At 73.4% G+C, this 21816-nt stretch carries 25 protein-coding genes; 15 read left to right on the top strand and 10 right to left on the bottom strand.

The window, feature by feature from the left end:
- Positions 1 to 32 precede the first annotated feature (32 nt).
- The 4 genes from ACZ62B_RS12935 (at position 33) to msrB (ending at position 3407) form a co-directional block, all read left to right on the top strand.
- Entirely contained in the window at positions 33 to 809 is a 777-nt protein-coding gene (locus ACZ62B_RS12935; RefSeq protein ID WP_344556556.1) for a pyrimidine reductase family protein, read from the top strand.
- 214 nt (positions 810 to 1023) lie between these two features.
- Positions 1024 to 1497 carry an indole-3-glycerol phosphate synthase gene (locus ACZ62B_RS12930; protein ID WP_201262946.1) on the top strand — a complete coding sequence of 158 codons (474 nt, stop codon included), beginning with the start codon at positions 1024 to 1026 and terminating at the stop codon, positions 1495 to 1497.
- A 99-nt stretch (positions 1498 to 1596) separates the two neighbouring features.
- Positions 1597 to 2985 carry a UDP-N-acetylmuramate--L-alanine ligase gene (murC, locus tag ACZ62B_RS12925; protein ID WP_344556552.1) on the top strand — a complete coding sequence of 463 codons (1389 nt, stop codon included), beginning with the start codon at positions 1597 to 1599 and terminating at the stop codon, positions 2983 to 2985.
- A 14-nt stretch (positions 2986 to 2999) separates the two neighbouring features.
- The gene (gene msrB, locus ACZ62B_RS12920) at positions 3000 to 3407 is read left to right on the top strand and encodes a peptide-methionine (R)-S-oxide reductase MsrB (protein WP_344556550.1); all 408 of its coding nucleotides are present in this window, start codon (positions 3000 to 3002) and stop codon (positions 3405 to 3407) included.
- An 18-nt stretch (positions 3408 to 3425) separates the two neighbouring features.
- Here msrB and ACZ62B_RS12915 read toward each other — a convergent pair whose 3' ends face one another.
- Positions 3426 to 4751 carry a hypothetical protein gene (locus tag ACZ62B_RS12915; RefSeq protein WP_468720280.1) on the bottom strand — a complete coding sequence of 442 codons (1326 nt, stop codon included), beginning with the start codon at positions 4749 to 4751 and terminating at the stop codon, positions 3426 to 3428.
- A 113-nt stretch (positions 4752 to 4864) separates the two neighbouring features.
- Here ACZ62B_RS12915 and ACZ62B_RS12910 point away from each other — a divergent pair, with 113 nt between their 5' ends.
- On the top strand, positions 4865 to 6124 hold the full coding sequence (locus ACZ62B_RS12910) for a molybdopterin-dependent oxidoreductase (RefSeq protein ID WP_344556546.1): 1260 nt from the start codon (positions 4865 to 4867) through the stop codon (positions 6122 to 6124).
- Positions 6121 to 6549 (top strand): hypothetical protein, encoded by a 429-nt coding sequence (locus ACZ62B_RS12905; RefSeq protein WP_469690241.1) that lies wholly within the window; start codon positions 6121 to 6123, stop codon positions 6547 to 6549. Before ACZ62B_RS12910 ends, ACZ62B_RS12905 begins: the two co-directional genes overlap by 4 nt.
- A gap of 138 nt (positions 6550 to 6687) precedes the next feature.
- Here ACZ62B_RS12905 and ACZ62B_RS12900 read toward each other — a convergent pair whose 3' ends face one another.
- Genes ACZ62B_RS12900 through ACZ62B_RS12890 form a run of 3 tightly spaced genes read right to left on the bottom strand, consistent with a single transcriptional unit; the run spans position 6688 to position 8719 of the window.
- A complete protein-coding gene (locus tag ACZ62B_RS12900; protein WP_468720284.1) occupies positions 6688 to 7374 on the bottom strand; it encodes a methyltransferase domain-containing protein in 687 nt (228 codons plus the stop codon).
- A gap of 5 nt (positions 7375 to 7379) precedes the next feature.
- Positions 7380 to 8000: a TIGR04282 family arsenosugar biosynthesis glycosyltransferase gene (locus ACZ62B_RS12895; RefSeq protein ID WP_468879206.1), complete on the bottom strand. Its 621-nt coding sequence runs from the start codon at positions 7998 to 8000 to the stop codon at positions 7380 to 7382.
- Positions 7997 to 8719, bottom strand: coding sequence for a glycosyltransferase family 2 protein (locus ACZ62B_RS12890; protein ID WP_468720288.1), 723 nt, complete (start codon positions 8717 to 8719; stop codon positions 7997 to 7999). The genes ACZ62B_RS12895 and ACZ62B_RS12890 overlap by 4 nt, the downstream gene beginning before the upstream one ends.
- 104 nt (positions 8720 to 8823) lie before the next feature.
- Between ACZ62B_RS12890 and ACZ62B_RS12885 the strand changes: the two genes are divergently transcribed.
- Together ACZ62B_RS12885 and ACZ62B_RS12880 are read left to right on the top strand one after the other, a co-directional pair.
- Positions 8824 to 9537, top strand: a complete 714-nt coding sequence (locus ACZ62B_RS12885; protein WP_344556536.1) for a response regulator transcription factor — start codon at positions 8824 to 8826, stop codon at positions 9535 to 9537.
- 3 nt (positions 9538 to 9540) lie between these two features.
- Positions 9541 to 10653 carry a sensor histidine kinase gene (locus ACZ62B_RS12880; protein ID WP_344556534.1) on the top strand — a complete coding sequence of 371 codons (1113 nt, stop codon included), beginning with the start codon at positions 9541 to 9543 and terminating at the stop codon, positions 10651 to 10653.
- 1 nt (position 10654) lies between these two features.
- Here the strand turns inward: ACZ62B_RS12880 and ACZ62B_RS12875 are convergent, their stop codons facing one another.
- From ACZ62B_RS12875 to ACZ62B_RS12865, 3 genes are all read right to left on the bottom strand, one after another.
- Positions 10655 to 11656 carry an NAD-dependent epimerase/dehydratase family protein gene (locus ACZ62B_RS12875; RefSeq protein ID WP_344556532.1) on the bottom strand — a complete coding sequence of 334 codons (1002 nt, stop codon included), beginning with the start codon at positions 11654 to 11656 and terminating at the stop codon, positions 10655 to 10657.
- Between the two features lie 270 nt (positions 11657 to 11926).
- Entirely contained in the window at positions 11927 to 13330 is a 1404-nt protein-coding gene (locus ACZ62B_RS12870; RefSeq protein ID WP_469690234.1) for a sensor histidine kinase, read from the bottom strand.
- A 38-nt stretch (positions 13331 to 13368) separates the two neighbouring features.
- Entirely contained in the window at positions 13369 to 14058 is a 690-nt protein-coding gene (locus ACZ62B_RS12865; protein ID WP_344556528.1) for a response regulator transcription factor, read from the bottom strand.
- 149 nt (positions 14059 to 14207) lie between these two features.
- Between ACZ62B_RS12865 and ACZ62B_RS12860 the strand changes: the two genes are divergently transcribed.
- The 7 genes from ACZ62B_RS12860 to ACZ62B_RS12830 all read left to right on the top strand — a co-directional run bounded on the left by ACZ62B_RS12860 (position 14208) and on the right by ACZ62B_RS12830 (position 20363).
- Positions 14208 to 15548 (top strand): ferredoxin reductase family protein, encoded by a 1341-nt coding sequence (locus ACZ62B_RS12860; RefSeq protein ID WP_469690231.1) that lies wholly within the window; start codon positions 14208 to 14210, stop codon positions 15546 to 15548.
- A gap of 28 nt (positions 15549 to 15576) precedes the next feature.
- On the top strand, positions 15577 to 15975 hold the full coding sequence (locus ACZ62B_RS12855) for an FMN-binding protein (RefSeq protein WP_344556525.1): 399 nt from the start codon (positions 15577 to 15579) through the stop codon (positions 15973 to 15975).
- Position 15976: 1 nt separating this feature from the next.
- Positions 15977 to 16717, top strand: coding sequence for an FAD:protein FMN transferase (locus ACZ62B_RS12850; protein WP_469690230.1), 741 nt, complete (start codon positions 15977 to 15979; stop codon positions 16715 to 16717).
- A gap of 126 nt (positions 16718 to 16843) precedes the next feature.
- A complete protein-coding gene (locus ACZ62B_RS12845) occupies positions 16844 to 17968 on the top strand; it encodes an ABC transporter ATP-binding protein (protein WP_344556521.1) in 1125 nt (374 codons plus the stop codon).
- Entirely contained in the window at positions 17965 to 18666 is a 702-nt protein-coding gene (locus ACZ62B_RS12840) for an ABC transporter permease (protein WP_344556519.1), read from the top strand. Before ACZ62B_RS12845 ends, ACZ62B_RS12840 begins: the two co-directional genes overlap by 4 nt.
- A complete protein-coding gene (locus ACZ62B_RS12835) occupies positions 18663 to 19328 on the top strand; it encodes an ABC transporter permease (protein WP_344556517.1) in 666 nt (221 codons plus the stop codon). Before ACZ62B_RS12840 ends, ACZ62B_RS12835 begins: the two co-directional genes overlap by 4 nt.
- A gap of 75 nt (positions 19329 to 19403) precedes the next feature.
- Positions 19404 to 20363: an ABC transporter substrate-binding protein gene (locus ACZ62B_RS12830; protein WP_469690227.1), complete on the top strand. Its 960-nt coding sequence runs from the start codon at positions 19404 to 19406 to the stop codon at positions 20361 to 20363.
- 57 nt (positions 20364 to 20420) lie between these two features.
- Here ACZ62B_RS12830 and ACZ62B_RS12825 read toward each other — a convergent pair whose 3' ends face one another.
- From ACZ62B_RS12825 to ACZ62B_RS12815, 3 genes are read right to left on the bottom strand one after another with little or no spacing between them, the layout of a single operon-like run.
- Positions 20421 to 21017: a GTP-binding protein gene (locus tag ACZ62B_RS12825; protein ID WP_344556513.1), complete on the bottom strand. Its 597-nt coding sequence runs from the start codon at positions 21015 to 21017 to the stop codon at positions 20421 to 20423.
- Positions 21004 to 21363 carry a DUF742 domain-containing protein gene (locus ACZ62B_RS12820; protein ID WP_030861379.1) on the bottom strand — a complete coding sequence of 120 codons (360 nt, stop codon included), beginning with the start codon at positions 21361 to 21363 and terminating at the stop codon, positions 21004 to 21006. The genes ACZ62B_RS12825 and ACZ62B_RS12820 overlap by 14 nt, the downstream gene beginning before the upstream one ends.
- Position 21364: 1 nt before the next feature.
- The gene (locus ACZ62B_RS12815; RefSeq protein ID WP_344556510.1) at positions 21365 to 21796 is read right to left on the bottom strand and encodes a roadblock/LC7 domain-containing protein; all 432 of its coding nucleotides are present in this window, start codon (positions 21794 to 21796) and stop codon (positions 21365 to 21367) included.
- Positions 21797 to 21816: the final 20 nt, after the last annotated feature.

The following is a 21816-nucleotide window of genomic DNA, read 5'->3' as shown; positions in this document are numbered from 1 at the left end:
CCCATGCTACGGGGCGTGGAACACTGCCTGACATGCGACGCCTGTTCCCTGTGACCGACGTGACCGATGAGACAGCGGCCCGCGAGTGGAGCCTCGCCGAGATCGCCGCCGCGTACGCCTACCCCGAGCCGGGGCCCGGCGGGCGGGAGCCGTGGCTGCGGGCCAACATGGTGTCCACCCTCGACGGGGCCGCCCAGCACGACGGCCGCTCGCAGCCCATCTCCTGCCCGGCCGACATGCGGATCTTCGGCACGCTGCGGGCGCTCGCCGACGTCGTGGTCGTCGGCGCGCAGACGGTACGGCAGGAGGGCTACCGTCCGGCACGCGCGCGCGACGAGTTCGCGGCCGCGCGGGAGGCCGCCGGACAGGGGCCCGCGCCCGTGATCGCGGTGGTGACGGCGAGCCTGGACCTGGACTTCTCGCTGCCGCTGTTCACCTCCCCCCTGGCGCCCACGCTGCTGCTGACCGGCTCCGGGGCCGCCCCGGACCGCGTGGCCGCCGCCGAGGAGGCGGGCGCCCGGGTGATCACCGCCGGGGAGGGGGGAGCGGTGGACCCCGCGCGGGCGGTGCGGGCCCTCGCGGACCTCGGACACACCCGGCTGCTGACCGAGGGCGGGCCGAGACTGCTGGGCCAGCTGGTGGCGGCCGGGGTGCTGGACGAGCTCTGTCTGACCGTCTCGCCGATGCTCACCGCCGGTGACGCGCAGCGCATCGCCGGTGGACCGTCCGTAACACTTCCGCGGCGTTTCGCGCTGAAGTCGATGTTGGAGGAGGACGGTTTCCTGTTCACGCGATACCAGCGGTCCTGACGTCCGCGACCGTGGCCGGGTCCGCGGGGGCGCCCGATGGTGGCCGCCTGTCCGGTGATCGGCGGAACGCATCCGGCCGGCCGGTGCGGGAAGGGGCGACACTGAATCCGGCAGTACCCGTGCGCACACGGGGCAGAAGGGTTTCCGCAGGGCCTGGCCGGGCCCACGGAGCAGAGAGGGGGCCCTAGGGTCCTCCGAGGAGAAGGGGCGCCTGGTGTTCACAAGCGTACTGATGATCGAGAAGGCCCTGACGTCCGCCGACGTGGAGTTCGTCACCACCTTGCACGGCGACGAGCCGGTCTCCTTCCACGTGCTGCTCCAGCCGCGCGGCGAACAGGCCGACCGGCTGCTGAGAGCCATCGACGACGTCGCGCTCGGCGAGCTCGACGAGGCCGCCCGCGAGGGCGAGACCCCCGAGGGCGAGGAGGCCCAGGACATGGGGGAGCAGGCCCTGGAGGTGTCCCTGCGGGCCCTGCGCGCCACCGGCGACACGGCGGACGGCCGCCTCATCGCGGACCACCCCCTGGACGCGCTGAAGACCATGGTGGAGGAGGTCGGGGCGGACGAGGTGATCGTCCTGACCGACCCGCACTACGTGGAGGAGTTCTTCCACCGCGACTGGGCCTCCCGCGCCCGCCACAAGGTCGGGGTGCCGGTGCTGAAACTCTTCTCGCACAGCAAGGCATAGGCTGGGGCGGCGCTCTCCCGGCTCTCCCGGCTCTCCCGGCTCTCCGGCGAGAGCGCGAAGACCGCCGTCCCGCTTCGTCGCACCACTGGGAGAACACGCATGGCACCCGGCCTTCCTACCGCCATGGACCGACCGCACTTCATCGGCATCGGCGGCGCCGGGATGTCGGGCATCGCCAAGATCCTCGCCCAGCGCGGCGCCGAGGTGGCCGGCAGCGACGCCAAGGACTCCGCCACCGCCGACGCCCTGCGCGCCCTCGGCGCCACCGTCCACGTCGGACACGCCGCCGCGCACCTCGCCGACGACGCCAGCTGCGTCGTCGTCTCCTCCGCGATCCGCGAGGACAACCCCGAACTGGTCCGCGCGGCCGAACTGGGCATCCCGGTGGTGCACCGCTCCGACGCCCTCGCCGCCCTGATGGACGGGCTGCGCCCCATCGCGGTGGCCGGCACCCACGGCAAGACCACCACCACCTCCATGCTGGCCGTCTCCCTCACCGCGCTGGGCCGCGAGCCGTCGTACGCGATCGGCGGCGACCTGGACGCCCCCGGCTCCAACGCGCTGCACGGCGCGGGCGAGATCTTCGTCGCCGAGGCGGACGAATCGGACCGCAGCTTCCACAAGTACGCGCCCGAGGTCGCGATCATCCTCAACGTGGAGCTGGACCACCACGCCAACTACGCCTCCATGGAGGAGATCCACGAGTCCTTCGAGACGTTCGTCGGCCGGATCGTGCCCGGCGGCACCCTGGTGATCTCCGCCGACCACGAGGGCGCCCGCGAGCTGACCCGGCGGCTGGACGGCTCGGTGCGGACCGTGACGTACGGCGAGTCCGCGGACGCCGACGTGCGGGTGCTGTCGGTCGTCCCGCAGGGACTGAGGAGCGAGGTGACCGTCGAGCTCGACGGCGCCCCGCTCACCTTCACCGTCTCGGTCCCCGGCCGGCACTACGCGCACAACGCGGTCGCCGCGCTCGCCGCCGGCGTGGCGCTCGGCGTCCCGGCCGCCGAGCTGGCCCCGGCGCTCGCCGCGTACACCGGCGTCAAGCGGCGCCTCCAGCTCAAGGGCGAGGCGGCCGGCGTCCAGGTCATCGACTCCTACGCGCACCACCCGACCGAGATGACCGCCGACCTGGAGGCGATGCGCGCCGCCGCCGGGGACGCCCGCATCCTCGTCGTCTTCCAGCCGCACCTCTTCTCCCGCACCCGCGAGCTGGGCAAGGAGATGGGCCAGTCCCTGTCCCTGGCCGACGCCTCGGTGGTGCTGGACATCTACCCGGCCCGCGAGGACCCGATCCCCGGCGTCACCAGCGAGCTGATCATCGAGGCGGCCCGTGCGGCCGGCGCGGACGTCACCGCCGTCCACGACAAGGCGGAGATCCCCGAGGTGATCGCGGGAATGGCGAAGCCCGGTGATCTCGTTCTCACCATGGGAGCGGGCGACGTCACCGACCTCGGCCCGCGCATCCTGGACCGTCTGCCGAAGTAAGGGGCTGGAAGCTCATGCCGTACGACGTGGAGAAGCCGGACGAGCAGTGGCGCGCGGAACTGTCCCCGTCCGAGTACGCCGTCCTGCGCCAGGCGGGGACGGAACCCGCCTTCACCGGCGAGTACACCGACACCAAGACCGAGGGCGTCTACTCCTGTCGCGCCTGCGGCGCCGAGCTGTTCACCTCGACCACCAAGTTCGAGTCGCACTGCGGCTGGCCGTCCTTCTACGACCCGAAGGACACCGACGCCGTGGAGCTGATCGAGGACCGGTCGCACGGCATGGTGCGCACCGAGGTGCGGTGCGCGCGGTGCGGTTCGCACCTGGGGCACGTGTTCGAGGGCGAGGGGTACCCGACGCCCACGGACCAGCGGTACTGCATCAACAGCATCTCGCTGACGCTGCAGCCCGCCGACGGCTGACCCGTACTCGCCTGCTGCTCACCAGCCGGTGAGCAGCAGGTGGTTGAGGAGCAGCGCGAGGACGGCCTGCGCGGCCAGCCAGGCGCGCGGGCCGGGCAGGAGGGCGGCGGCGGGGAGCAGCCAGAACGCGAAGGGCAGCCAGATGCGTTCCGTCTCCGCCTTGCTCATCCCGGACAGATCGGCGATCAGCAGCGCGAGGAGGGCGGACGCCACGAGCACCGCCAGACGGGCGGCGGCGCCCCGGCCCCCGATGAGCGCGCCCCCGCCCCTGCGCAGCCCGGCCACCGTCGCCGGACCGGTGATCAGCACCGTGCACGCGAGGTTGGCCCACACCCAGTACCCGTACGGCCGCACCCCGCCCGCCCCCTGGTGGTAGCGGGTGACCAGCAGCCGGTACGCCTCCCACCAGTCGAACCCCAGCACGGCGAACACCACCGGCACCACCAGGAACCCGGCGGTCACGTACGGCAGTACCCGCAGCCGCCGCGTCCCCAGCAGCAGGACGGCCGCGCCGATCACCGCGAACAGGGTGAGCCCGTACGACAGGTACACGGTGAGCCCGAACAGCAGTCCCGAGCCGAGGCCCGTCCAGGCCGGGCGGTGTCCGGTCACGGCGAGGGCGAGCAGGGCGACGGCCCAGGCGGCGACCGCCGTGAAGTAGCCGTCGGCGGACGTGCCCACCCACACCGCCGCCGGGGCCAGGACCAGGAAAGGCGCCGCGCGGCGGGCGAGTGACTCGTCGGCGAGCCGGCGTACGGCGATCAGGATCGCGACCGCCGCCGTGGTGCCGGTGACGATGACGAAGGCGCCCGCCCACCCTCCGCCGCCCAGCCCGATCCGGTCGAGGAGGACGAAGGTGAGGGTGGCGCCCGGCGGATGCCCGGCGACATGGGCGGGCCAGTTGTCGGGGGTGCCGAGCAGGATGTGCGCGTCGAAGTCCCGCAGGGCGGCGGGGACGTCCCGGAAGCGGTCGACGGCCCGCAGATACTCGTGGGTGGTGGTCAGCTGCTCGGCGACGCCCCGGAACCAGCCGTCGACGAGGGCGAGCGACCAGGTCCACGCCAGGGACGCCGCCCACGTGGCCGGCAGCAGGCGCCGCCAGGACAGCCCGGCGGCCAGGGCGGGGCCGTACACCACCACGGCGGCGGCGACGACCAGCGCGGCCGGAGTGCCCGGGCCGGCGTGCGGCGCCCAGTCGGCCAGCAGCGGCGGCCAGTCCACCCGGAGCGTGCCGTAGCGGTCCTCGAGCCGGGCGCCGGTCAGCACGGCGGCCAGGACGAGCAGTGCGGCGGCCAGGACCGCCGAGAGGTCACGGGCCGTGGCACGGGAAAGATCGCGGTTCACGCCGTCACGCTAGGCCGGGGGAGCGGTGGTGAGCGGCCGGCCAGGGCGGATGTCAGCGTTTCGTCATCGCTTCCGCACCCTTTCGAGGGGTGGTGCGGACCTACGGTCGGCACATGCCTCGGTCCTTCCTCCCCGCCCGCCCCGCGCGCGGCCCGTTCGCGCCGGACTTCTGGCGCAGCCCGCTGCGCGGCCCCCGGTTCACCTCGGTGCTCGGGGTCGTCCTCCTCGCCGGCGTCACGATCCTGTTCGTGACGGGACTGTTGTCGTACGCCGCGTACAACCCGGATCTCGCGCCGGTGAACGACAAGACCCCCGGCAAGGGGATCCTCGGCTTCTACCTCTTCTCCTGGCCCACCGACCCGCCGTGGCTGTACCGGCTCACGCAGGGCGTCCACGTCACGCTCGGCCTCGTGCTGGTGCCGGTGCTGCTGGCCAAGCTCTGGTCGGTGGTGCCCAGGCTGTTCACCCTGCCGCCGGCCCGCTCGCTCACCCACGCCCTGGAGCGGATCTCGCTGCTGCTCCTGGTCGGCGGGGCGCTGTTCGAGTTCACCACGGGCATCCTCAACGTCCAGCTCGACTACGTCTTCCCCGGCTCCTTCTACCCGCTGCACTTCTACGGCGCCTGGGTGTTCTTCGGCGCGTTCGTCGCCCACGTGGTGCTGAAGGCGCCGGTGGCGGTCCGGAACCTGCGGAGGATGAGGGAAGGGGGCGATGAGGACGCGGACGAGCTGGTGGCGCCGCGTCCCGATCCGCCGACCGTCTCGCGGCGCGGGGCGTTCGGGCTGGTCGGCGGTGGTTCACTGCTGTTGTTCGTCACCTCCGCCGGGCGCAGCTTCGACGGGCCGCTGCGCGAGACCGCCGTCCTCACCCCGCACGGCGGTCCCGAACCGGGCAGCGGGCCCAACGCGTTCCAGATCAACAAGACGGCCGCGTACGCCGGGATCCGTCCCGCCGAGACGAGCGAGGAGGCGTGGCGGCTGGTCGTCACCGGGCGGTCCGGCACCGTACGGCTCGACCGGGCCGGGCTGCTCGGGATGCCGTTGCACAGCGCGGATCTGCCCATCGCCTGCGTGGAGGGCTGGTCCACTTCCGACCAGTGGTGGCGGGGCGTACGGCTGCGGGACCTCGCGGCGCTCGTCGGTCATGAGGAGCCGGTGGACGTGTTCGTGGAGTCGCTGCAGCGTCGGGGTGCGTTCCGGCGGGGCGCGCTGCGGGCCAATCAGGTCGCCGACCCGCGTTCTCTGCTGGCCCTGTTCGTCAACGGTGAGGAACTGACCGCCGATCACGGCTATCCGGCCCGGATCATCGTGCCCGCGGCGCCCGGTGTGCTCGACACCAAGTGGGTCGCCCGGCTGACCTTCGGTGAACTGTGAGGCGACCTGTGAAGCTGTTCGTGCTGCTCTGTTCGTTCGTCCTCTGCTCGTACGCGGGGGTGCGGTTGCTCGACGGTGACTGGGTCATGGTCGCGCTGTGGTTCGTGGGGGTGGCGGTGATCCATGACCTGGTGCTGCTGCCGTCGTACGGGGTGGCCGACCGGGTGCTGGTGAAGGGTGCGGGGCGGCGGAGGGGGTGGGTCAACTACGTGCGGGTGCCGGCCGCGCTGTCCGGGCTGCTGCTGTTGGTGTGGTTTCCGCTGATCAGCGGGCGGGTGTCGGAGCGGTACGCCGGTGTCGCGGGGCTGTCCGCGGACGGGTACGCGGTGCGGTGGCTGATTGTCACGGCCGTGCTGTTCGGTGGGGCGGCGGTGGTGTTCGCGGTGCGGGTGAGGAGGGGGCGGCGGGTGCCGGGCGGCGGCTGACGGGTGCGCCGGCCGAGGGTTTTCGCCCCCGCCGCCCCGTCCCCTGAGTTTCAGCCTCTCCGGCGTTTGAGGAGCGGGGTCCGGGGCGGCGCCCCGGGTTCGGGACGGGAAGGGGCGGCGGGGGCGAAGAACTCGTCCCTACTTCGCCCGGAGTGCCACGAAGGTGCGCCCGTTCGTCGACCACCGGTCGTCTGCCCGCCAGTCGGTGGAGCGTGCGTGGTGCAGCAGGGCGGTGGTCCCGAGGCGGGCCCACGGGAAGGGGACGCCGGGCGTGCGGTGGGCGTCGGTGATCTGGACCAGGGCGCGTTCGTCGACGTCCGGGTGCGGATCCGTCTCCGCGATCAACCGGCCGCCCGGCGAAAGCAGTTGAGCGAGCCGGCGGAGCAAGGCGTCCGGATCTCCGCCGATGCCGAGGTTGCCGTCCACGAGCAGGGCGGTGTCCCAGCGGCCGGTGCCGGGGAGCGGGTCGAAGACGGAGCGGAGCAGCGCCTGCCCGCCGCGCCGGACGGTGTGCGCCACCGCCGCCGCGCTGACGTCGATGCCGAGGACGCGACGCCCCTCGGCGCCGAGCGCCGCGACCAGCCGCCCCGGCCCGCAGCCCACGTCCAGCACCGCGCCCTCGCAGCGCCGCAGCACCTCCAGGTCCGCCGCGTCGGCCTCCGCGCACCAGCGCTCCACGTCCAGGGGGAGCAGCCGGCCGTCGGCGCGGCGCAGGAACAGCGGTCCCCGGCCGGCGCGCAGGGCGTCGGCGTAGGGGTCGGCGGACCAGGCGCGTTCGGCGGCGGGGGCCGTCCGCCGGCGTCCCACGCGCGTTGCCGCACGCACGCCGCTCACCGGTGGGCCGCCGTCAGCCGGGCCAGCCGTGCGGCGAACCGGCCCCCTGGTGCCTCACGGGCGACCAGCTCGGCGTCGTAGGCCGTGTCCACGTCCCGCAGCAACGGCAGTTCCCGCACCCGCAGACGCGCGAGCCGCCGCCGTTGCACGGCCCCGGTCTCCGGTGTCGACATGGGGACCCCGCGCAGCAGTCCGGGGTCGGGCTCGGCCAGGCCCAGCGCCCAGAAGCCGCCGTCCTCGGCGGGACCGAAGTACGCGTCGCAGTCACCGAAGTCCACGGTGAGCAGCTCCGGTGTCACCTGGGGCGTGTCCATGCCGATGAGGAGGGCGGGTCCGTCGCACCCGGCGAACGCGCCGGCCAGCCGTTCGTCGAGCCCGCCCGCGCACTGCGGTACGACCTCGACACCGGCCGGCAGCCAGCGCCCAGGAGCCCCGTCCAGCACCAGCACCCGGCGCCGCGCGGGCGTACGCGCCACCACGTCCAGCGTGTCCGCGAGCGCGGCCTCGGCGAGCGCCGCCGCCTCCTCGGGGGTGAACGGCGGGGTCAGCCGGGTCTTCACCCGGCCGGGGCGGGGCTCCTTGGCGATCACCAGCAGCGTGACGGGCGACGACGTCATGACGCCGCCCCTTCCCGCACCGGCGCCTCCTGGAGGACGCGGCTCATGTCCCGTACCGCCTGGAAGGTGCCGCGCCAGGTGCCGGTCACCTTGGAGGTGCCGGTGCGCGGCGTGTACGGGACGTCGTGCTCGGTGACGCGCCAGCCGGCGTCGGCGGCGCGCACCACCATCTGGAGCGGATAGCCGCTGCGCCGGTCGGTGAGGTCCAGGGCGAGCAGTTCCTCGCGCCGGGCCGCCCGCAGCGGGCCGAGGTCGCGCAGCCGCAGTCCGGTACGGCGGCGCAGCAGCCGGGACAGCGCGAGGTTGCCCACGCGGGCGTGCAGCGGCCAGGCCCCGCGCGCCCGCGGCCGGCGCCGGCCCAGTACCAGGTCGGCCTCGCCGGCCCGCACCTCGCGCACGAACGGCACCAGATCCGCCGGGTCGAGGGAGGCGTCGCAGTCGCAGAAGCAGACGATGTCGGCCGTGGCGGCGGTCAGCCCGGCGTGGCAGGCGGCACCGAAACCGCGCCGCTCCTCGTGCACGACGGTCGCGCCGAGCTCGCGGGCGACGCGGTCGGAGCCGTCGGTGGAACCGTTGTCCACGACGAGGGCGCGCCAGCCGGGTGGGACGCGCTCCAGCACCCACGGCAGCGCCGCGGCCTCGTCGAGACAGGGGAGGACGACGTCCACGGACGGCGGGCCCGGATCCGGGGCGGGGGAGGAAGAGGTCACGGCTCTCACCCTACGAATGCGAAACGGGCATAACGGGCATCGGCTCCTTACGGAACGCGGACGTCGGCGGCCCGGCCGCACCGTTCGCGCGCGCGGGGTGCGAGGCTGGCCGCATGGAGCAGCGACCACCGAACGCCGAGGCCGGGGCCCGGGTCCTCGTCGTGGACGACGACCCCACCGTCGCCGAGATCGTCACCGGCTACCTCGACCGCGCCGGGTACGTCGTCGACCGGGCCGGGGACGGCCCCGACGCGCTCGCCCGCGCGGCGGCCCACTGGCCGGACCTCGTCGTCCTCGACCTGATGCTGCCCGGCATGGACGGCCTGGAGGTGTGCCGCAGGATGCGCGGGCGCGGGCCCGTGCCGGTCATCATGCTCACCGCGCGCGGCGACGAGGACGACCGCATCCTCGGCCTGGAGGTCGGCGCCGACGACTACGTCACCAAGCCGTTCAGCCCGCGCGAACTCGTCCTGCGCGTCGAGTCCGTACTGCGCCGCACCCGCCCCGCCCCGGCCCCCGCGTCCGGGCTGCTGCGGGCGGCCGGCCTCTCCGTCGACCCCGCCGCCCGCCGGGCCACCAAGAACGGCACCGAACTCGCCCTCACCATCCGCGAGTTCGACCTGCTCGCCTTCTTCCTGCGCCACCCCGGGCGGGCCTTCGCGCGGGAGGAGCTGATGCGGGAGGTGTGGGGCTGGGACTTCGGCGACCTGTCCACCGTGACCGTCCACGTGCGGCGGCTGCGCGGCAAGGTCGAGGACGATCCGGCGCGGCCCCGGATCGTCCAGACCGTGTGGGGCGTCGGCTACCGCTTCGACGGGGAGGGGTGAGCGATGCGCGACATGCTGCTCATCGCCCTGTTCGCCTTCCTCGGCGCCGCCGCGGCCGGTGTGCTCGGCGCGGGCGTGCTGCTGCTGATCCGGCGCCGGTCGCTCATCGCGCACCTCGCGGTGGTCGCCGGGGTCGCGGTGGCGGCGATGCTCGCGGGCACCCTCGCCGTCGCCCAGGCGATGTTCCTGTCGGCGCACGACCTGAGCGTGGTGACCACGGTCGTCGCCATGGCCGCCGTCGTCTCCACGGTCACCGCGCTGCTGCTGGGCCGCTGGGTCGTCGCCCGCAGCCGCGAACTGGCGCTCGCCGCCCGCTCGTTCGGCGACGGCGGGGACTTCGCCGCGCCCGAGCGCCCGTCCACCGCCGAACTCGCCGCGCTCAGCCGCGAACTGGAGGCGACCAGCGTCAGACTGGCCGAGTCACGGGACCGCGAGCGCGCCCTGGAGTCCTCCCGGCGCGAACTCGTCGCCTGGATCTCCCACGACCTGCGCACCCCGCTCGCCGGACTGCGCGCGATGGCCGAGGCGCTGGAGGACGGCGTCGCCGCCGAACCCGACCGCTACCTCAGGCAGATACGCACCGAGGTGGAACGCCTCAACGACATGGTCGGCGACCTCTTCGAACTCTCCCGCATCCACGCCGGCGCGCTGACCCTCTCGCTCTCCCGGATCTCCCTGTACGACCTGATCGGCGACGCCCTCGCCGGCGCGGACCCGCTCGCCCGCGAGCACGGCGTACGGCTCGTCGGGGACCGGGTGGAGCCGCTGCCGGTGGAGGTGGACGGGCGGGAGATGAGCCGCGTACTGGGCAATCTGCTGGTCAACGCGATTCGCCGGACCCCGGCCGACGGCACGGTCGCCGTCGCCGCGCGGCGCTCGGACGAGGGCGTGGTGCTGTCCGTGACGGACGGCTGCGGCGGCATCCCCGAGGAGGACCTGCCCCGCGTCTTCGACACCGGCTGGCGCGGCACCCACGCCCGCACCCCGCCGGCTGGCGCGGGCCTCGGCCTCGCCATCGTCCGCGGCATCGTCGAGGCCCACCGCGGCAGCACCACCGTCCGCAACGTCACCGGCGGCTGCCGCTTCGAGGTGACCCTCCCGGCGACGGAGGGCTGACTCACTCGCCCCGCAGCCCCGCAGCCGCGAACTCCCGCATGCCGTCCGCGAAGCCGACCTCCGGTTTCCAGCCCAGCTCGGCCCGCAGGCGGGAGGAGTCCGCCGTGATGTGGCGGACGTCGCCCAGGCGGTACTCCCCGGTGACGACCGGGTCCGGGCCGCCGTACGCGACGGCCAGGGCGCGGGCCATCTCGCCGACCGTGTGCGGGGTGCCGCTGCCGGTGTTGTACGCGGTGAGCGCCCCGGCGGCCGGGTCCGCGGTCAGCGCGGCGACGTTCGCCGCCGCCACGTCCCGTACGTGCACGAAGTCCCGCCGCTGACCACCGTCCTCGAAGACGCGCGGGGCCTCGCCACGGGCCAGCGCCGAGCGGAAGAAGGAGGCGACGCCCGCGTACGGGGTGTCGCGGGGCATGCCGGGGCCGTAGACGTTGTGGTAGCGCAGCGACACCGCCGAACCGCCCGTCGACCGGGCCCAGGCGGCGGCCAGGTGCTCCTGGGCCAGCTTGGTCGTGGCGTACACGTTGCGCGGGTCGACCGGGGCGTCCTCGCCGACCAGCCCCGGTTCGAGGTCCGTCCCGCACACCGGGCAGGCGGGCTCGAAGCGGCCGGCCGTCAGGTCGGTGACGGCCCGTGGGCCGGGGCGCACGACCCCGTGCCGGACGCAGGTGTAGCGGCCCTCGCCGTACACCACCATCGACCCGGCCAGCACCAGCCGCTCCACCCCCGCCTGCGCCATCGCGGCCAGCAGCACCGCCGTACCCAGGTCGTTGCGGGAGACGTACTCCGGGGCGTCGGCGAAGGAGGTGCCGAGGCCCACCATCGCCGCCTGGTGGCAGACGGCGTCCACCCCGGACAGGGCCTCGCGCACCGCGCCGGGGGAGCGCACGTCCGCCGTCGGATCGGCGCGCACGTCGAAGACGACGGGCTCGTGCCCGCGCGCCTCCAGCGCCTCGACGACATGGGACCCGATGAACCCGGCACCGCCGGTGACCAGTACGCGCATGTGCCCACGCTAGGGGCGCACGCCGCCCGGCAGCGGTGCCGCGCCCGCGACGTCACGGGTCCGTAAGACCGGTGAGCGGAGTTCGCGTGGGCCGGGGGTGGGTTGCGCGGCCCGGCGCGTTACGGGGTGCCTCCCCCCACTCTCGGCTCCGCTCGAGCGGGAGGTACCCCCATCGCCCACCCGTGCCGCCCTGGGGGTACCTCCCAGGCCTTCAAGGCACTGGGGGAGGCACGACTGCCCGCGGGGGCCCGGGGGCGCGGAGACGCCTGGTCAGTGAGCGTCGTTCAGCGGTAGCCGTACCGTGAACACCGTCGCCCCCGGCTCGCTGCTCAGCTCGATGTCGCCACCGTGCGCCCGCACCAGGGACCGGGCGACCGCGAGGCCCAGGCCGCTGCCGCCGCGGTCGCGGCTGCGGGCCTTGTCGACGCGGTAGAAGCGGTCGAAGACCCGCTCCCGGTCCTCCGCCGGGACACCGGGCCCCGCGTCGGTCACCCGCACCAGGGCCGAGTCACCGGTGACGGACACCGCCACGGACACCCGGGTGCCGGCGGGAGTGTGCACGGCCGCGTTGGTGAGCAGGTTGTCCAGGACCTGCCGCACGCGCTGCGGATCGAGCCGGAGCCTCAGCGGCCCGGAGCCCGCCGTCACCGCCAGCGGATGGCCCGGGTGGCTCGCCCGGAACGCGTCGGCGGCCTGCTGGACCAGCTCTCCCAGGTCCGTGTCCGCCGTCCGCAGCGGCGCCTCCACCTCCGCCGCGTCCAGCCGGGCGAGCAGCAGCAGGTCGTCCAGGAGCACGCCCATCCGGGCCGCCTCCGCGCGCAGCCGGGCCAGATGCCGCTCGCGTTCGGCGGGTTCGTTGGCGGCGGCGTACTGGAACAGGTCCGCGTAGCCGCGTACCGACATCAGCGGGGTGCGCAGCTCGTGCGAGGCGTCCGCGACGAACCGGCGCAGCCGCGATTCCGCCTCCGCGCGCACCGCGAGGGAGTCGTCGATGTGCTCCAGCATCGTGTTGAACGCGGTGCGCAGCTCCGCCACCTCCAGGCCGCCGTCCCGCCCGTCGGCGCGCAGCGGCAGCCGGGCCGCCGACTCGGTCAGGTCGTGCGAGGCGATGCCGTGCGCGGTGTGCGCCATGTCGCTCAGCGGCTTCAGCCCGCGCCGCAGCATCCGCCGCCCGAGCACCACCAGCGCCAGCAGCGCGAGCGCGAACACCACCACCTGCACGGTGATCAGCTGCGCGACGGTCTCCTCGATGTCCTCCACAGGCGCGGCGCTCACCAGCACCACCCCCGGTTCGACCTCGCAGCCGCGCAGCCGGTAGGTGCCCTCCCCGTCGATGCGCGCGGTGCGCGTCAGCTCGGTGTCGGAGTGCGCCATCGCCCGCGCCAGGTCGGCCATCGCGCGGGTGTCCTCGGGCACGTCGGAGGGCCGGCGCAGGGTGACCGCGTCGTCGGAGACGTCGTACACCGCCGTGTACCAGCCGTAGTACGGCTTCCGCCGGACCGTGCCGTGCGCCGCCGCGTCCTTGGCCTGGACGGCCTGGATCAGCTTGAGCTGGTCGCCGAGCTGCCGCTCCAGATAGTCGTGCATGTACGTGGTGAGCGCGGTGCCGACGACCGCGAACACCGCCAGCGACAGCACCCCGAGACCCAGCGCCAGCCGGGTGCCCAGGCGCATCCTCCGGTACGTCTCCCGCAGCCGCCGGAGACACGCCGTCACTCGGCGGCCTGCCGGATCACGTACCCGAAGCCCCGCACGGTCTGGATCAGCGGCTCACCGGCGTCGTCCAGCTTGCGCCGCAGCCGGCTCACCACCAGCTCCACCACATTGGAGCGGCCCCCGAAGCCGTACTCCCACACGTGGTCCAGGATCTGCGCCTTCGTGAGCACGGTCGGCGACCGGCGCATCAGATAGCGCAGCACCTCGTACTCGGTCGGCGTCAGCGACAGCAGCCGCTCACCGCGCCGCACCTCGCGGGTGTCCTCGTCCATCGTCAGGTCCGCCACCCGCAGCACCGACCGCTGGTACCCCGGCCCCGTGCTGCGCCGCAGCACCGTCCGCAGCCGGGCCATCAGCTCCTCCACGGCGAACGGCTTGACCAGGTAGTCGTCCCCGCCCCGGGTCAGCCCCGCCACCCGGTCGGCGACCCCGTCCCGCGCGGTGAGGAACACCACCGGCACCATCGTCCCGGAGCGCCGCAGCCGGTCCAGTACGCCGAAGCCGTCGACGTCCGGCAGCATCAGATCGAGCACCACGATGTCCGGGCGGAAGTCGGCGGCGCGGCGCAGCGCCTCCTCACCCGAGTTGGCGGTGACCGCCTCCCAGCCCTCGTAGCGGGCGACCGTCGCCACCAGGTCGGCTATCGGCGGATCGTCGTCCACGACGAGGAGTCGTACTTTTTCCACCCGCCCATACTGCGGCACACCGCTCCCGGCGCCAGAGGCGGTGCGCGATCGCGTCTCGATCGATAAAAACTTGAAAGTCGACCGACAGGAGATCGACAGCGCCCGTGACCAAGCTCGGAGTCCCAGGACCCGATCAAGGAGTTTCCGGCGTGACAGCTGTCCAATCGCCTCCCGCACCCCCCACCGCGAGGCGACGCCCCGGGGCGGTGGCGCGCATCGGCCTGTACGGCCTGCTCGCCGCGAACGCGGCGGTGGTGGCCGTCTTCTTCGTCCAGGCGGGCTTCGGCGCGAACGCCCTCGTCGTACTCGGCCGTCTCACCGGCCTGTACGCCGCCCTGCTGATGGCGGTCCAGCTCCTGCTGGTGGCCCGGCTGCCCTGGCTGGACCGCAGGATCGGCATGGACCGGCTGACCCTGTGGCACCGCTGGACCGGCTTCGGACTGCTGTGGACGCTCCTCGGCCACGCCGTCTTCATCACCTTCGGCTACGCCGAGATGTCCTCCATGGACCCGGTGAACCAGCTCGTCGACCTCGCGGAGACCGTCGAGGGCGTGCTGCGCGCGGTCGTCGCGCTGGCGCTGATCCTGGTCGTCGGCGCGGTCTCGGCCCGCCGCGCCCGGCGCCGACTCGCCTACGAGACCTGGCACTTCGTCCACCTCTACACGTACGTCGCCGTGGTGCTGGCCTTCACCCACCAGGTCGCCGTCGGCTCCACCTTCACCGCGTCGACCGCCGCCACCGCCTACTGGTACGGACTGTGGGGCGCCGCCCTCACCGCCGTGCTCGCCGGCCGGCTGGTGCTGCCGCTGTGGCGGAACCGGCGCCACCGGCTGCGGGTCACGGCCGTCGTCCCCGAGAGCGACAACGTGGTGTCCGTCCACATCACCGGCCGCGATCTGGACCGGCTGCCCGCCCGCGCCGGCCAGTTCTTCCTGTGGCGGTTCCTGACGAAGGACCGCTGGTGGCAGGCGAACCCGTTCTCCCTGTCCGCCGCGCCCGACGGCCGCACCCTGCGGCTCACCGCGAAGGCGGCCGGCGACGGCAGCGCGGCCCTGCGCCATCTCAAGCCCGGCACCCGGGTCTTCGCGGAGGGCCCCTACGGCGCCTTCACCACCCTGCACCGCACCCGCCCCGACGCCCTGCTCATCGCCGGCGGCGTCGGCGTCACCCCGATCCGGGCCCTGCTGGAGGAGCTGGACGGCCACGCCGTCGTCCTCTACCGCGTGAACACGAAGTCCGACGCCGTGCTCCACGACGAACTGCGCGAACTCGCCCTCGCCAAGGGCGCCGGACTGCACCTCGTCACCGGCCCGCCCGTGCCCGACCGGCTCGCCCCCGGCGAACTGTCCCGCCTGGTGCCCGACCTCACCGACCGGGACGTCTACGTCTGCGGCCCGCCCGGCATGACCACCGCGGTCCTGCGCGGCCTGCGCGAACTGGGCGTACCGAAGCGGCAGATCCACTACGAGCGCTTCAGCCTGGCCGGATGACGGACGCGCGGAGAACGAGGAGAACACCGTGAAACGAGCACTGCCCGTCCTGGTCCTGACCGTCGCCGGACTGATCCCGGTCTGGCGCTACACCCCGTCCGCCCCAAAGCCGGCGGTCGCCGAACCCGCGCCCGCCCCCTCGGTGTCCACCTCCCCGGGCGGCACCGTCCGGGTGGTGGCCGGCCCCACCGTCGACACGGAGAAGGGCCCCGTGCAGGTCGAGGTCACCCTCGACGGCGACCGCATCAGCGCGGTGCGGATGCTCCGGCAGCCGGACCACCCGCAGACCACGGCCGCCGTACCGGTGCTGATCGAGGAGACGCTGCAGGCCCAGAGCGCCGACGTCGACACGGTCTCCGGCGCCACCGTCACCAGCGACGGCTACCGGGAGTCCCTGCAGGCCGCCCTCGACGCGCAGGGCTCCTGACGTGCGGCGCGTCGAACACGTCATGGGGTTCCCGGTGTCGCTGCGCGTCGACGACGAGGGGTTCGGGGAATCCGCGGTGGACGACCTCTTCGCCTGGCTGCGCGAAGCCGACGCCCGCTTCAGCCCGTTCCGCGAGGACAGCGAGGTCTCCCGCCTGGACCGGGGCGATGTGGGCCCGGACCGGCTCAGCCCCGAGCTCACCGAGATCCTCGCCCTCTGCGAGCGGTACCGGACCGCCACCGGGGGCGCGTTCGACGTACGGCTGCCGGGCCGGCGCCTCGATCCGTGCGCGGTGGTGAAGGGCTGGTCGGTGCAGAAGGGCGCCGAGCTGCTGCGGGCGGCGGGGGCGCGGCGGTTCTGCCTCAACGCCGGCGGTGACGTGGTCGCCGCCGGCGGGCCGTGGCGCGTGGGCGTACGGCACCCCGAACACGCCGACCGGCTCTGCGCCGTCCTGGACCTCACCGACGGCGCGGTCGCGACCTCCGCGCGCTACGAACGCGGCGACCACATCATCGACGGCCGCACCGGCCGCCCGGCGACGGGCCTGCTCGGCCTCACCGTGGTCGCCCCCACCCTGACGGAGGCGGACGCGGTCGCCACGGCGGCCTACGCGCTGGGCGCGGAGGGGATCGCGTGGGCCGCCGCACGCCCCGGCTGCGAGGTGTTCGCCGTGACGGCGGACCGGCGGGTGGTGCGGACCGCGGGGTTTCCCTCGGCGGAATCGGGGCAGGTGGCGGCGTAGTCCGGGTCGCCGCGACCCGGGTCGTTGAGTTCCAGGGTTCTGTCAGAGGTGCCGTTTACACTCGACCGGCGACAGAGCGTGCGACCTCGGTCAAAAGCTTTCGGCACCCGAAGGGCAATCGGCGTCTTGATACGGATCGATTCAGTCACGAAGCGGTACCCGGACGGCACGGTGGCGGTCGACCGGCTGTCGCTGGAGATCCCCGACCGCTCGATCACCGTCCTCGTCGGACCCTCCGGGTGCGGCAAGACGACCACGCTCCGCATGATCAACCGGATGGTCGAACCCACCGGGGGAACGATCCTCCTCGACGGCGAGGACATCCAACGGCAGCCGGTCACCACCCTGCGCCGGTCCATGGGGTACGTCATCCAGAACGCCGGGCTCTTCCAGCACCGTACGATCGTCGACAACATCGCCACCGTGCCCCGCATGCTCGGCTGGGGCAGGCAGCGGGCCCGGGAGCGGGCGGCGGAGCTGATGGAGCGGGTGGGCCTCGACCCCTCGCTGGCCAAGCGGTACCCGTACCAGCTCTCCGGCGGTCAGCAGCAGCGCGTCGGCGTGGCGCGGGCGCTCGCCGCGGACCCGCCGGTGCTGCTGATGGACGAGCCGTTCTCCGCCGTCGACCCCGTGGTGCGCAAGGGACTGCAGGACGAACTCCTGCGCATCCAGGACGAGCTGGGCAAGACCATCGTCTTCGTCACGCACGACATCGACGAGGCGATCAAACTCGGCACCATGGTCGCCGTCCTGCGCGAGGGCGGCCGGCTCGCCCAGTACGCGCCGCCCGCCGAGCTGCTGTCGAGCCCCGCGGACGGCTTCGTCGAGGACTTCCTCGGCGCCGACCGCGGCATCCGGCGGCTGTCCTTCTTCCCCTCCGCCGCACTGGAGCTGACCACCGACGCCGTGATCCCCGCCGACGCCGGCGCCGGCCGGATCGCCGCCGCCAAGGCCCCCCACCTCCTCGTCACCGACCCCGACGGCCGCCCGCTCGGCTGGGCCGGGCGCGACGAGCTGACCGCCGGTGACATCCGCACGGACCGACTGCTGCCGTACGGACGGCCGTTCGTGCCCGGCGCCGACTCCCTGCGGGTCGCCCTCGACTGCGCCGTGCTCTCGCCCGTCGGCTGGGCGGTCGCCGTGGACGACGGCGGCCGGGTGGCCGGCGTCGTCTCCCAGCAGACCATCGGCGAGGCCATCCGCGCCGCCCACACCGCCGGCCGCGCCGACGAGGAGAAGGTCGCGGGATGACCGGCTTCTTCGACATCCCCAGCGACCTCCAGCACAGCTGGACCGGGCTGATCGGCCTGCACATGAGGGAGGCCCTGCTGCCGGTGGCCGCCGGGCTGCTCCTCGCGCTGCCGATCGCGCAGCTGTGCGGGCGCTTCCGCTGGCTCTACCCGCCCGTGCTCGGCATGACGACCGTGCTGTACGCCGTCCCCTCCCTGGCGTTCTTCGTCGTCCTCATCGACTACACCGGCCAGACCGAACTCACCGTGATGATCCCGCTGGCCCTGTACAGCCTGGTCGTCCTGGTCCCGGCCATCGTCGACGGCGTGCGCTCCGTGCCGGACGAGACCCTCGCCGCGGCCACCGCCATGGGCTTCGGCCCCGTACGCCGTTACCTCCAGGTGCAGTTGCCCATCGCCGCGCCCGCCATCATCGCCGGGCTCCGGGTGGCCACCGCCTCCAGCATCTCCCTGGTCAGCGTCGGCGCCCTGATCGGCAACCAGGGCGCCCTCGGCAACCTGCTCGCCGCCGCGCAGAAGTACGACCGGCCCGAACTCGCGGTGAACGCCGTGGTCACGATGGCCGTCCTGGCGATCCTGTGCGACGCCCTGCTGGTCGGGCTGCGGATGCTGCTGACCCCGTGGATGCCGCGCGGCGGCACCCGTCCGAAACCCGCCGCGCGGCGGGCGGAGATCACCCCGGAGGGCGCGGTCCGGTGAACGTCATCGATTTCGCCAACGCCTTCTTCAGCGACAGCGCCCACTGGCACGGCTACGACGGCATCCCGCAGCGCTTCCTCGAACACCTCCAGTACTCCCTGCTGGCCCTCACCGTCGCCGCCGCGGTCGGGCTGCCCGTCGGCCTGCTGACCGGCCACACCGGACGCGGCGGCAACGCGCTCGCCTTCGTCGCCAACGCCGCCCGCGCGCTGCCCAGTTTCGGCCTGCTGGTCCTCGCCGTCCTGCTGATCGGGTTCGGTCTGCTGCCCGTGATGATCCCGCTGGTCGTGCTGGCCGTCCCGCCGATCCTGGTGACCACCTACGAGGCGGTCCGCTCCGTCGACCCCGCCCCGGTGGACGCCGCCAGGGGCATGGGCATGCACGAGTCGCGGATCCTCTTCCAGGTCGAGGTGCCGGTGGCGCTCCCGCTGATCCTCAGCGGCCTGCGCTCCGCCGCCATCCAGATCGTGTCGACGGCCACCATCGCCGCGTACGTCAGTCTCGGCGGACTCGGCCGGTACATCATCGACGGGCTCTACCAGCGCGACTACGAGAAGGTGGTCGGCGGCGCCACCCTGGTGGCGGTCCTGGCGCTGCTCACCCTCGCCGTGTTCTGGGCGGCGGGACGGCTGGCCGTGTCGCCCGGAGTGCGCAGGCGCTGACGTTCGATCACCTGTGCGACAAACCGTAATGGGCATGTTCTTGACTCACCATGAATGGCTGGATTGGATCGGCGAATGACTTCCACCGCGAAAAGCAGCAGGTCCAGGACGAGGCACACCGGCGCGGCGACCGCCGCGCTCACCGCCGCGGCGGCGCTGCTCGCGGGCTGTTCCTCCTCCGGCGACACCTCCGACAACCCCCTCGACGGGGAGAAGGCCGAGGCCGGCACCGTCGTCGTCGGCTCGAACAACTTCGCCGAGTCCACCCTGCTCGCCGACATCTACGGCGAGGCGCTCCGCGCCAAGGGCCTCAAGGTCGCCTACAAGCACAACATCGGCAGCCGCGAGACGACGTACGGCCTGATGAAGAACGGCTCCATCACGGTCCTGCCGGAGTACAACGGCTCCCTCCTCGCCTACCTCGACCCCAAGGCCGGGCAGGAGTCCGCCGAGGCCGTGAACGAGGCCGTCGAGGCGAAGCTGGACAAGTCCCTGACGCTGCTGGAGTCCTCGCCCGCCGAGGACAAGGACTCCGTCAGCGTCAACGCCGAGACGGCGGAGAAGTACGGCCTCACCGCGGAGTCGACCCTCGCCGACCTCAAGGACGTCGCGCCGGAGATGGTGATCGGCGGCTCGCCCGAGTTCCAGACCCGGCAGCAGGGGCTGAAGGGCCTGGAGACCGTCTACGGGCTGAAGTTCAAGTCCTTCAAGGCGCTCGACGCGGGCGGCCCGCTCACCCAGGCGGCCCTCGCCCAGAACGAGGTCCAGGCCGCGGACGTCTTCACCACCGACCCGACCATCGTCAAGGAGAAGTTCGTCGTCCTGAAGGACCCCGAGAACCTCTTCGGCTTCGCCAACGTCACCCCGCTGGTCAGCAAGGAGGGGCTGCCGCAGGAGGGCGTGGAGGCGCTGAACGCCGTGTCCGCGAAGCTGGACACCGAGACCCTCCTCGACCTCGACGCCCAGGTGCAGCTGGAGAAGAAGGACCCGCTGGACGTGGCGAAGGCCTGGCTGAAGTCGGCCGGCCTGGACTGACCCCGCCCGGGGTGCGGCGAACGGGCCGCACCCCACGGGCCGCACCCCACGGGCCGTTCACCGCGCCGGGGCCGCCTGCGCGATCAGCCGGTCGATCAGCGCGATCAGCACGTCCCGGCACGACTCCCGCTCCCGCGCGTCGCACAGCAGCACGGGCACGCCGTCCGGCAGCGTCAGCGCCTCCCGGATGTCCTCCACCGGGTAGGGGTGCTCCCCGTGGAAGCCGTTGACGGCGATCACGAACGGGATGCCCCGGCGCTCGAAGAAGTCGATCGCGGCGAAACTGGTCTTGGGCCTGCGCACGTCCACCAGGACCACCGCGCCCAGCGCGCCGACGGCCAGGTCGTTCCACATGAACCAGAACCGCTGCTGCCCCGGCGTGCCGAAGAGGTACAGCACGAGATCGTCCGAGACGCTGATCCGGCCGAAGTCCAGGGCGACCGTGGTGGCACGTTTCTCCTCGACGCCGTTCAGGTCGTCGACGTCCAGGCCCGCCATGGTCAGCGGCTCCTCGGTGCGCAACGGGGCGATCTCGCTGACCGAGCCGACCATGGTCGTCTTGCCCACGCCGAAACCACCGGCGATCAGGATCTTGACCGTGTCGGGTGCCGGACGCCCGGCGGACGCCCGCGCGGTGGTGTCAGAGCCGGCCAAGGCCCTCCCTCACTTTCTGCAGCAGATCCAGGTCCACGGTGGTGCGGTCGACGGGGTGCGGCGGGCGGACGGTGATCCGGCCCGCCTCCAGCAGGTCGCACAGCATGATGACGACCACGCTCATGGGCAGGTCGAGACGCGCGGCGAGCTCGGCGACCGCCACCGGCTCGGCGCACAGCCGCAGGATCCGGGAGTGCTCGGGCTGCGGCCGGGCCGCCCCCTCGGGCTGCGGATCCACCGCCGTCACCGTCGTGATGAGCGTGAAGTCGGCGCGGCTGGGCCGGGTCCGGCCACCGGTCAGGGTGAACGGCCGTACGAGCCGGCCCGCCGAGTCGCTTCCGCCCACCTCACGCGCCGGAGTCGGAGGCCGGCCCCGCGATGTCCCGCGGGGCCGCGCTGAGATGCTCGCCGATCTTCTTCACCAGCATGTTCATCTGGTACGCCACCACGCCGACGTCCGCGCCCGGACCGGTCAGCACCACCAGATGGGCGCCGGGACCGGCCGAGGTGAGGATCAGGTAGCTGTGCGCCATCTCGATGAGCGCCTGGCGCACCGGGCCGCCGCGGAAGTCCATGCTGACGCCCTTGCTGAGGCTCATCAGACCGGACGCGGTCGCCGCCAGGCGCTCCGCGTCGTCCCGCAGGAAGCCGGTGGACTTGCTCACCACCAGTCCGTCCTCGGAGAGCACCACGGCCTGGTTCACGTCGGCGACCCGTTCGACGAGTCCGGTCAGCAGCTGGTCGAGCTGGGTGTGAGTGGCGGGGATGGGGCGTGTCATGACGGTGTTCCTTCGTGAAC

Source organism: Streptomyces sp. NPDC053426 (assembly GCF_055585405.1).
The sequence above is the reverse complement of the archived record's forward strand: the minus strand, read 5'-3'. Positions and strand labels throughout refer to the sequence as shown.

Coding starts and splice junctions, on each gene's coding strand:
- ACZ62B_RS12935 (WP_344556556.1), top strand. CDS start 33: ATGCGACGCCTGTTCCCTGTGACCGACGTGACCGATGAGACAGCGGCC.
- murC (WP_344556552.1), top strand. CDS start 1,597: ATGGCACCCGGCCTTCCTACCGCCATGGACCGACCGCACTTCATCGGC.
- msrB (WP_344556550.1), top strand. CDS start 3,000: ATGCCGTACGACGTGGAGAAGCCGGACGAGCAGTGGCGCGCGGAACTG.
- ACZ62B_RS12910 (WP_344556546.1), top strand. CDS start 4,865: ATGCCTCGGTCCTTCCTCCCCGCCCGCCCCGCGCGCGGCCCGTTCGCG.
- ACZ62B_RS12895 (WP_468879206.1), bottom strand. CDS start 8,000: ATGACGTCGTCGCCCGTCACGCTGCTGGTGATCGCCAAGGAGCCCCGC.
- ACZ62B_RS12885 (WP_344556536.1), top strand. CDS start 8,824: ATGGAGCAGCGACCACCGAACGCCGAGGCCGGGGCCCGGGTCCTCGTC.
- ACZ62B_RS12880 (WP_344556534.1), top strand. CDS start 9,541: ATGCGCGACATGCTGCTCATCGCCCTGTTCGCCTTCCTCGGCGCCGCC.
- ACZ62B_RS12875 (WP_344556532.1), bottom strand. CDS start 11,656: ATGCGCGTACTGGTCACCGGCGGTGCCGGGTTCATCGGGTCCCATGTC.
- ACZ62B_RS12870 (WP_469690234.1), bottom strand. CDS start 13,330: ATGCGCCTGGGCACCCGGCTGGCGCTGGGTCTCGGGGTGCTGTCGCTG.
- ACZ62B_RS12840 (WP_344556519.1), top strand. CDS start 17,965: ATGACCGGCTTCTTCGACATCCCCAGCGACCTCCAGCACAGCTGGACC.
- ACZ62B_RS12830 (WP_469690227.1), top strand. CDS start 19,404: ATGACTTCCACCGCGAAAAGCAGCAGGTCCAGGACGAGGCACACCGGC.
- ACZ62B_RS12815 (WP_344556510.1), bottom strand. CDS start 21,796: ATGACACGCCCCATCCCCGCCACTCACACCCAGCTCGACCAGCTGCTG.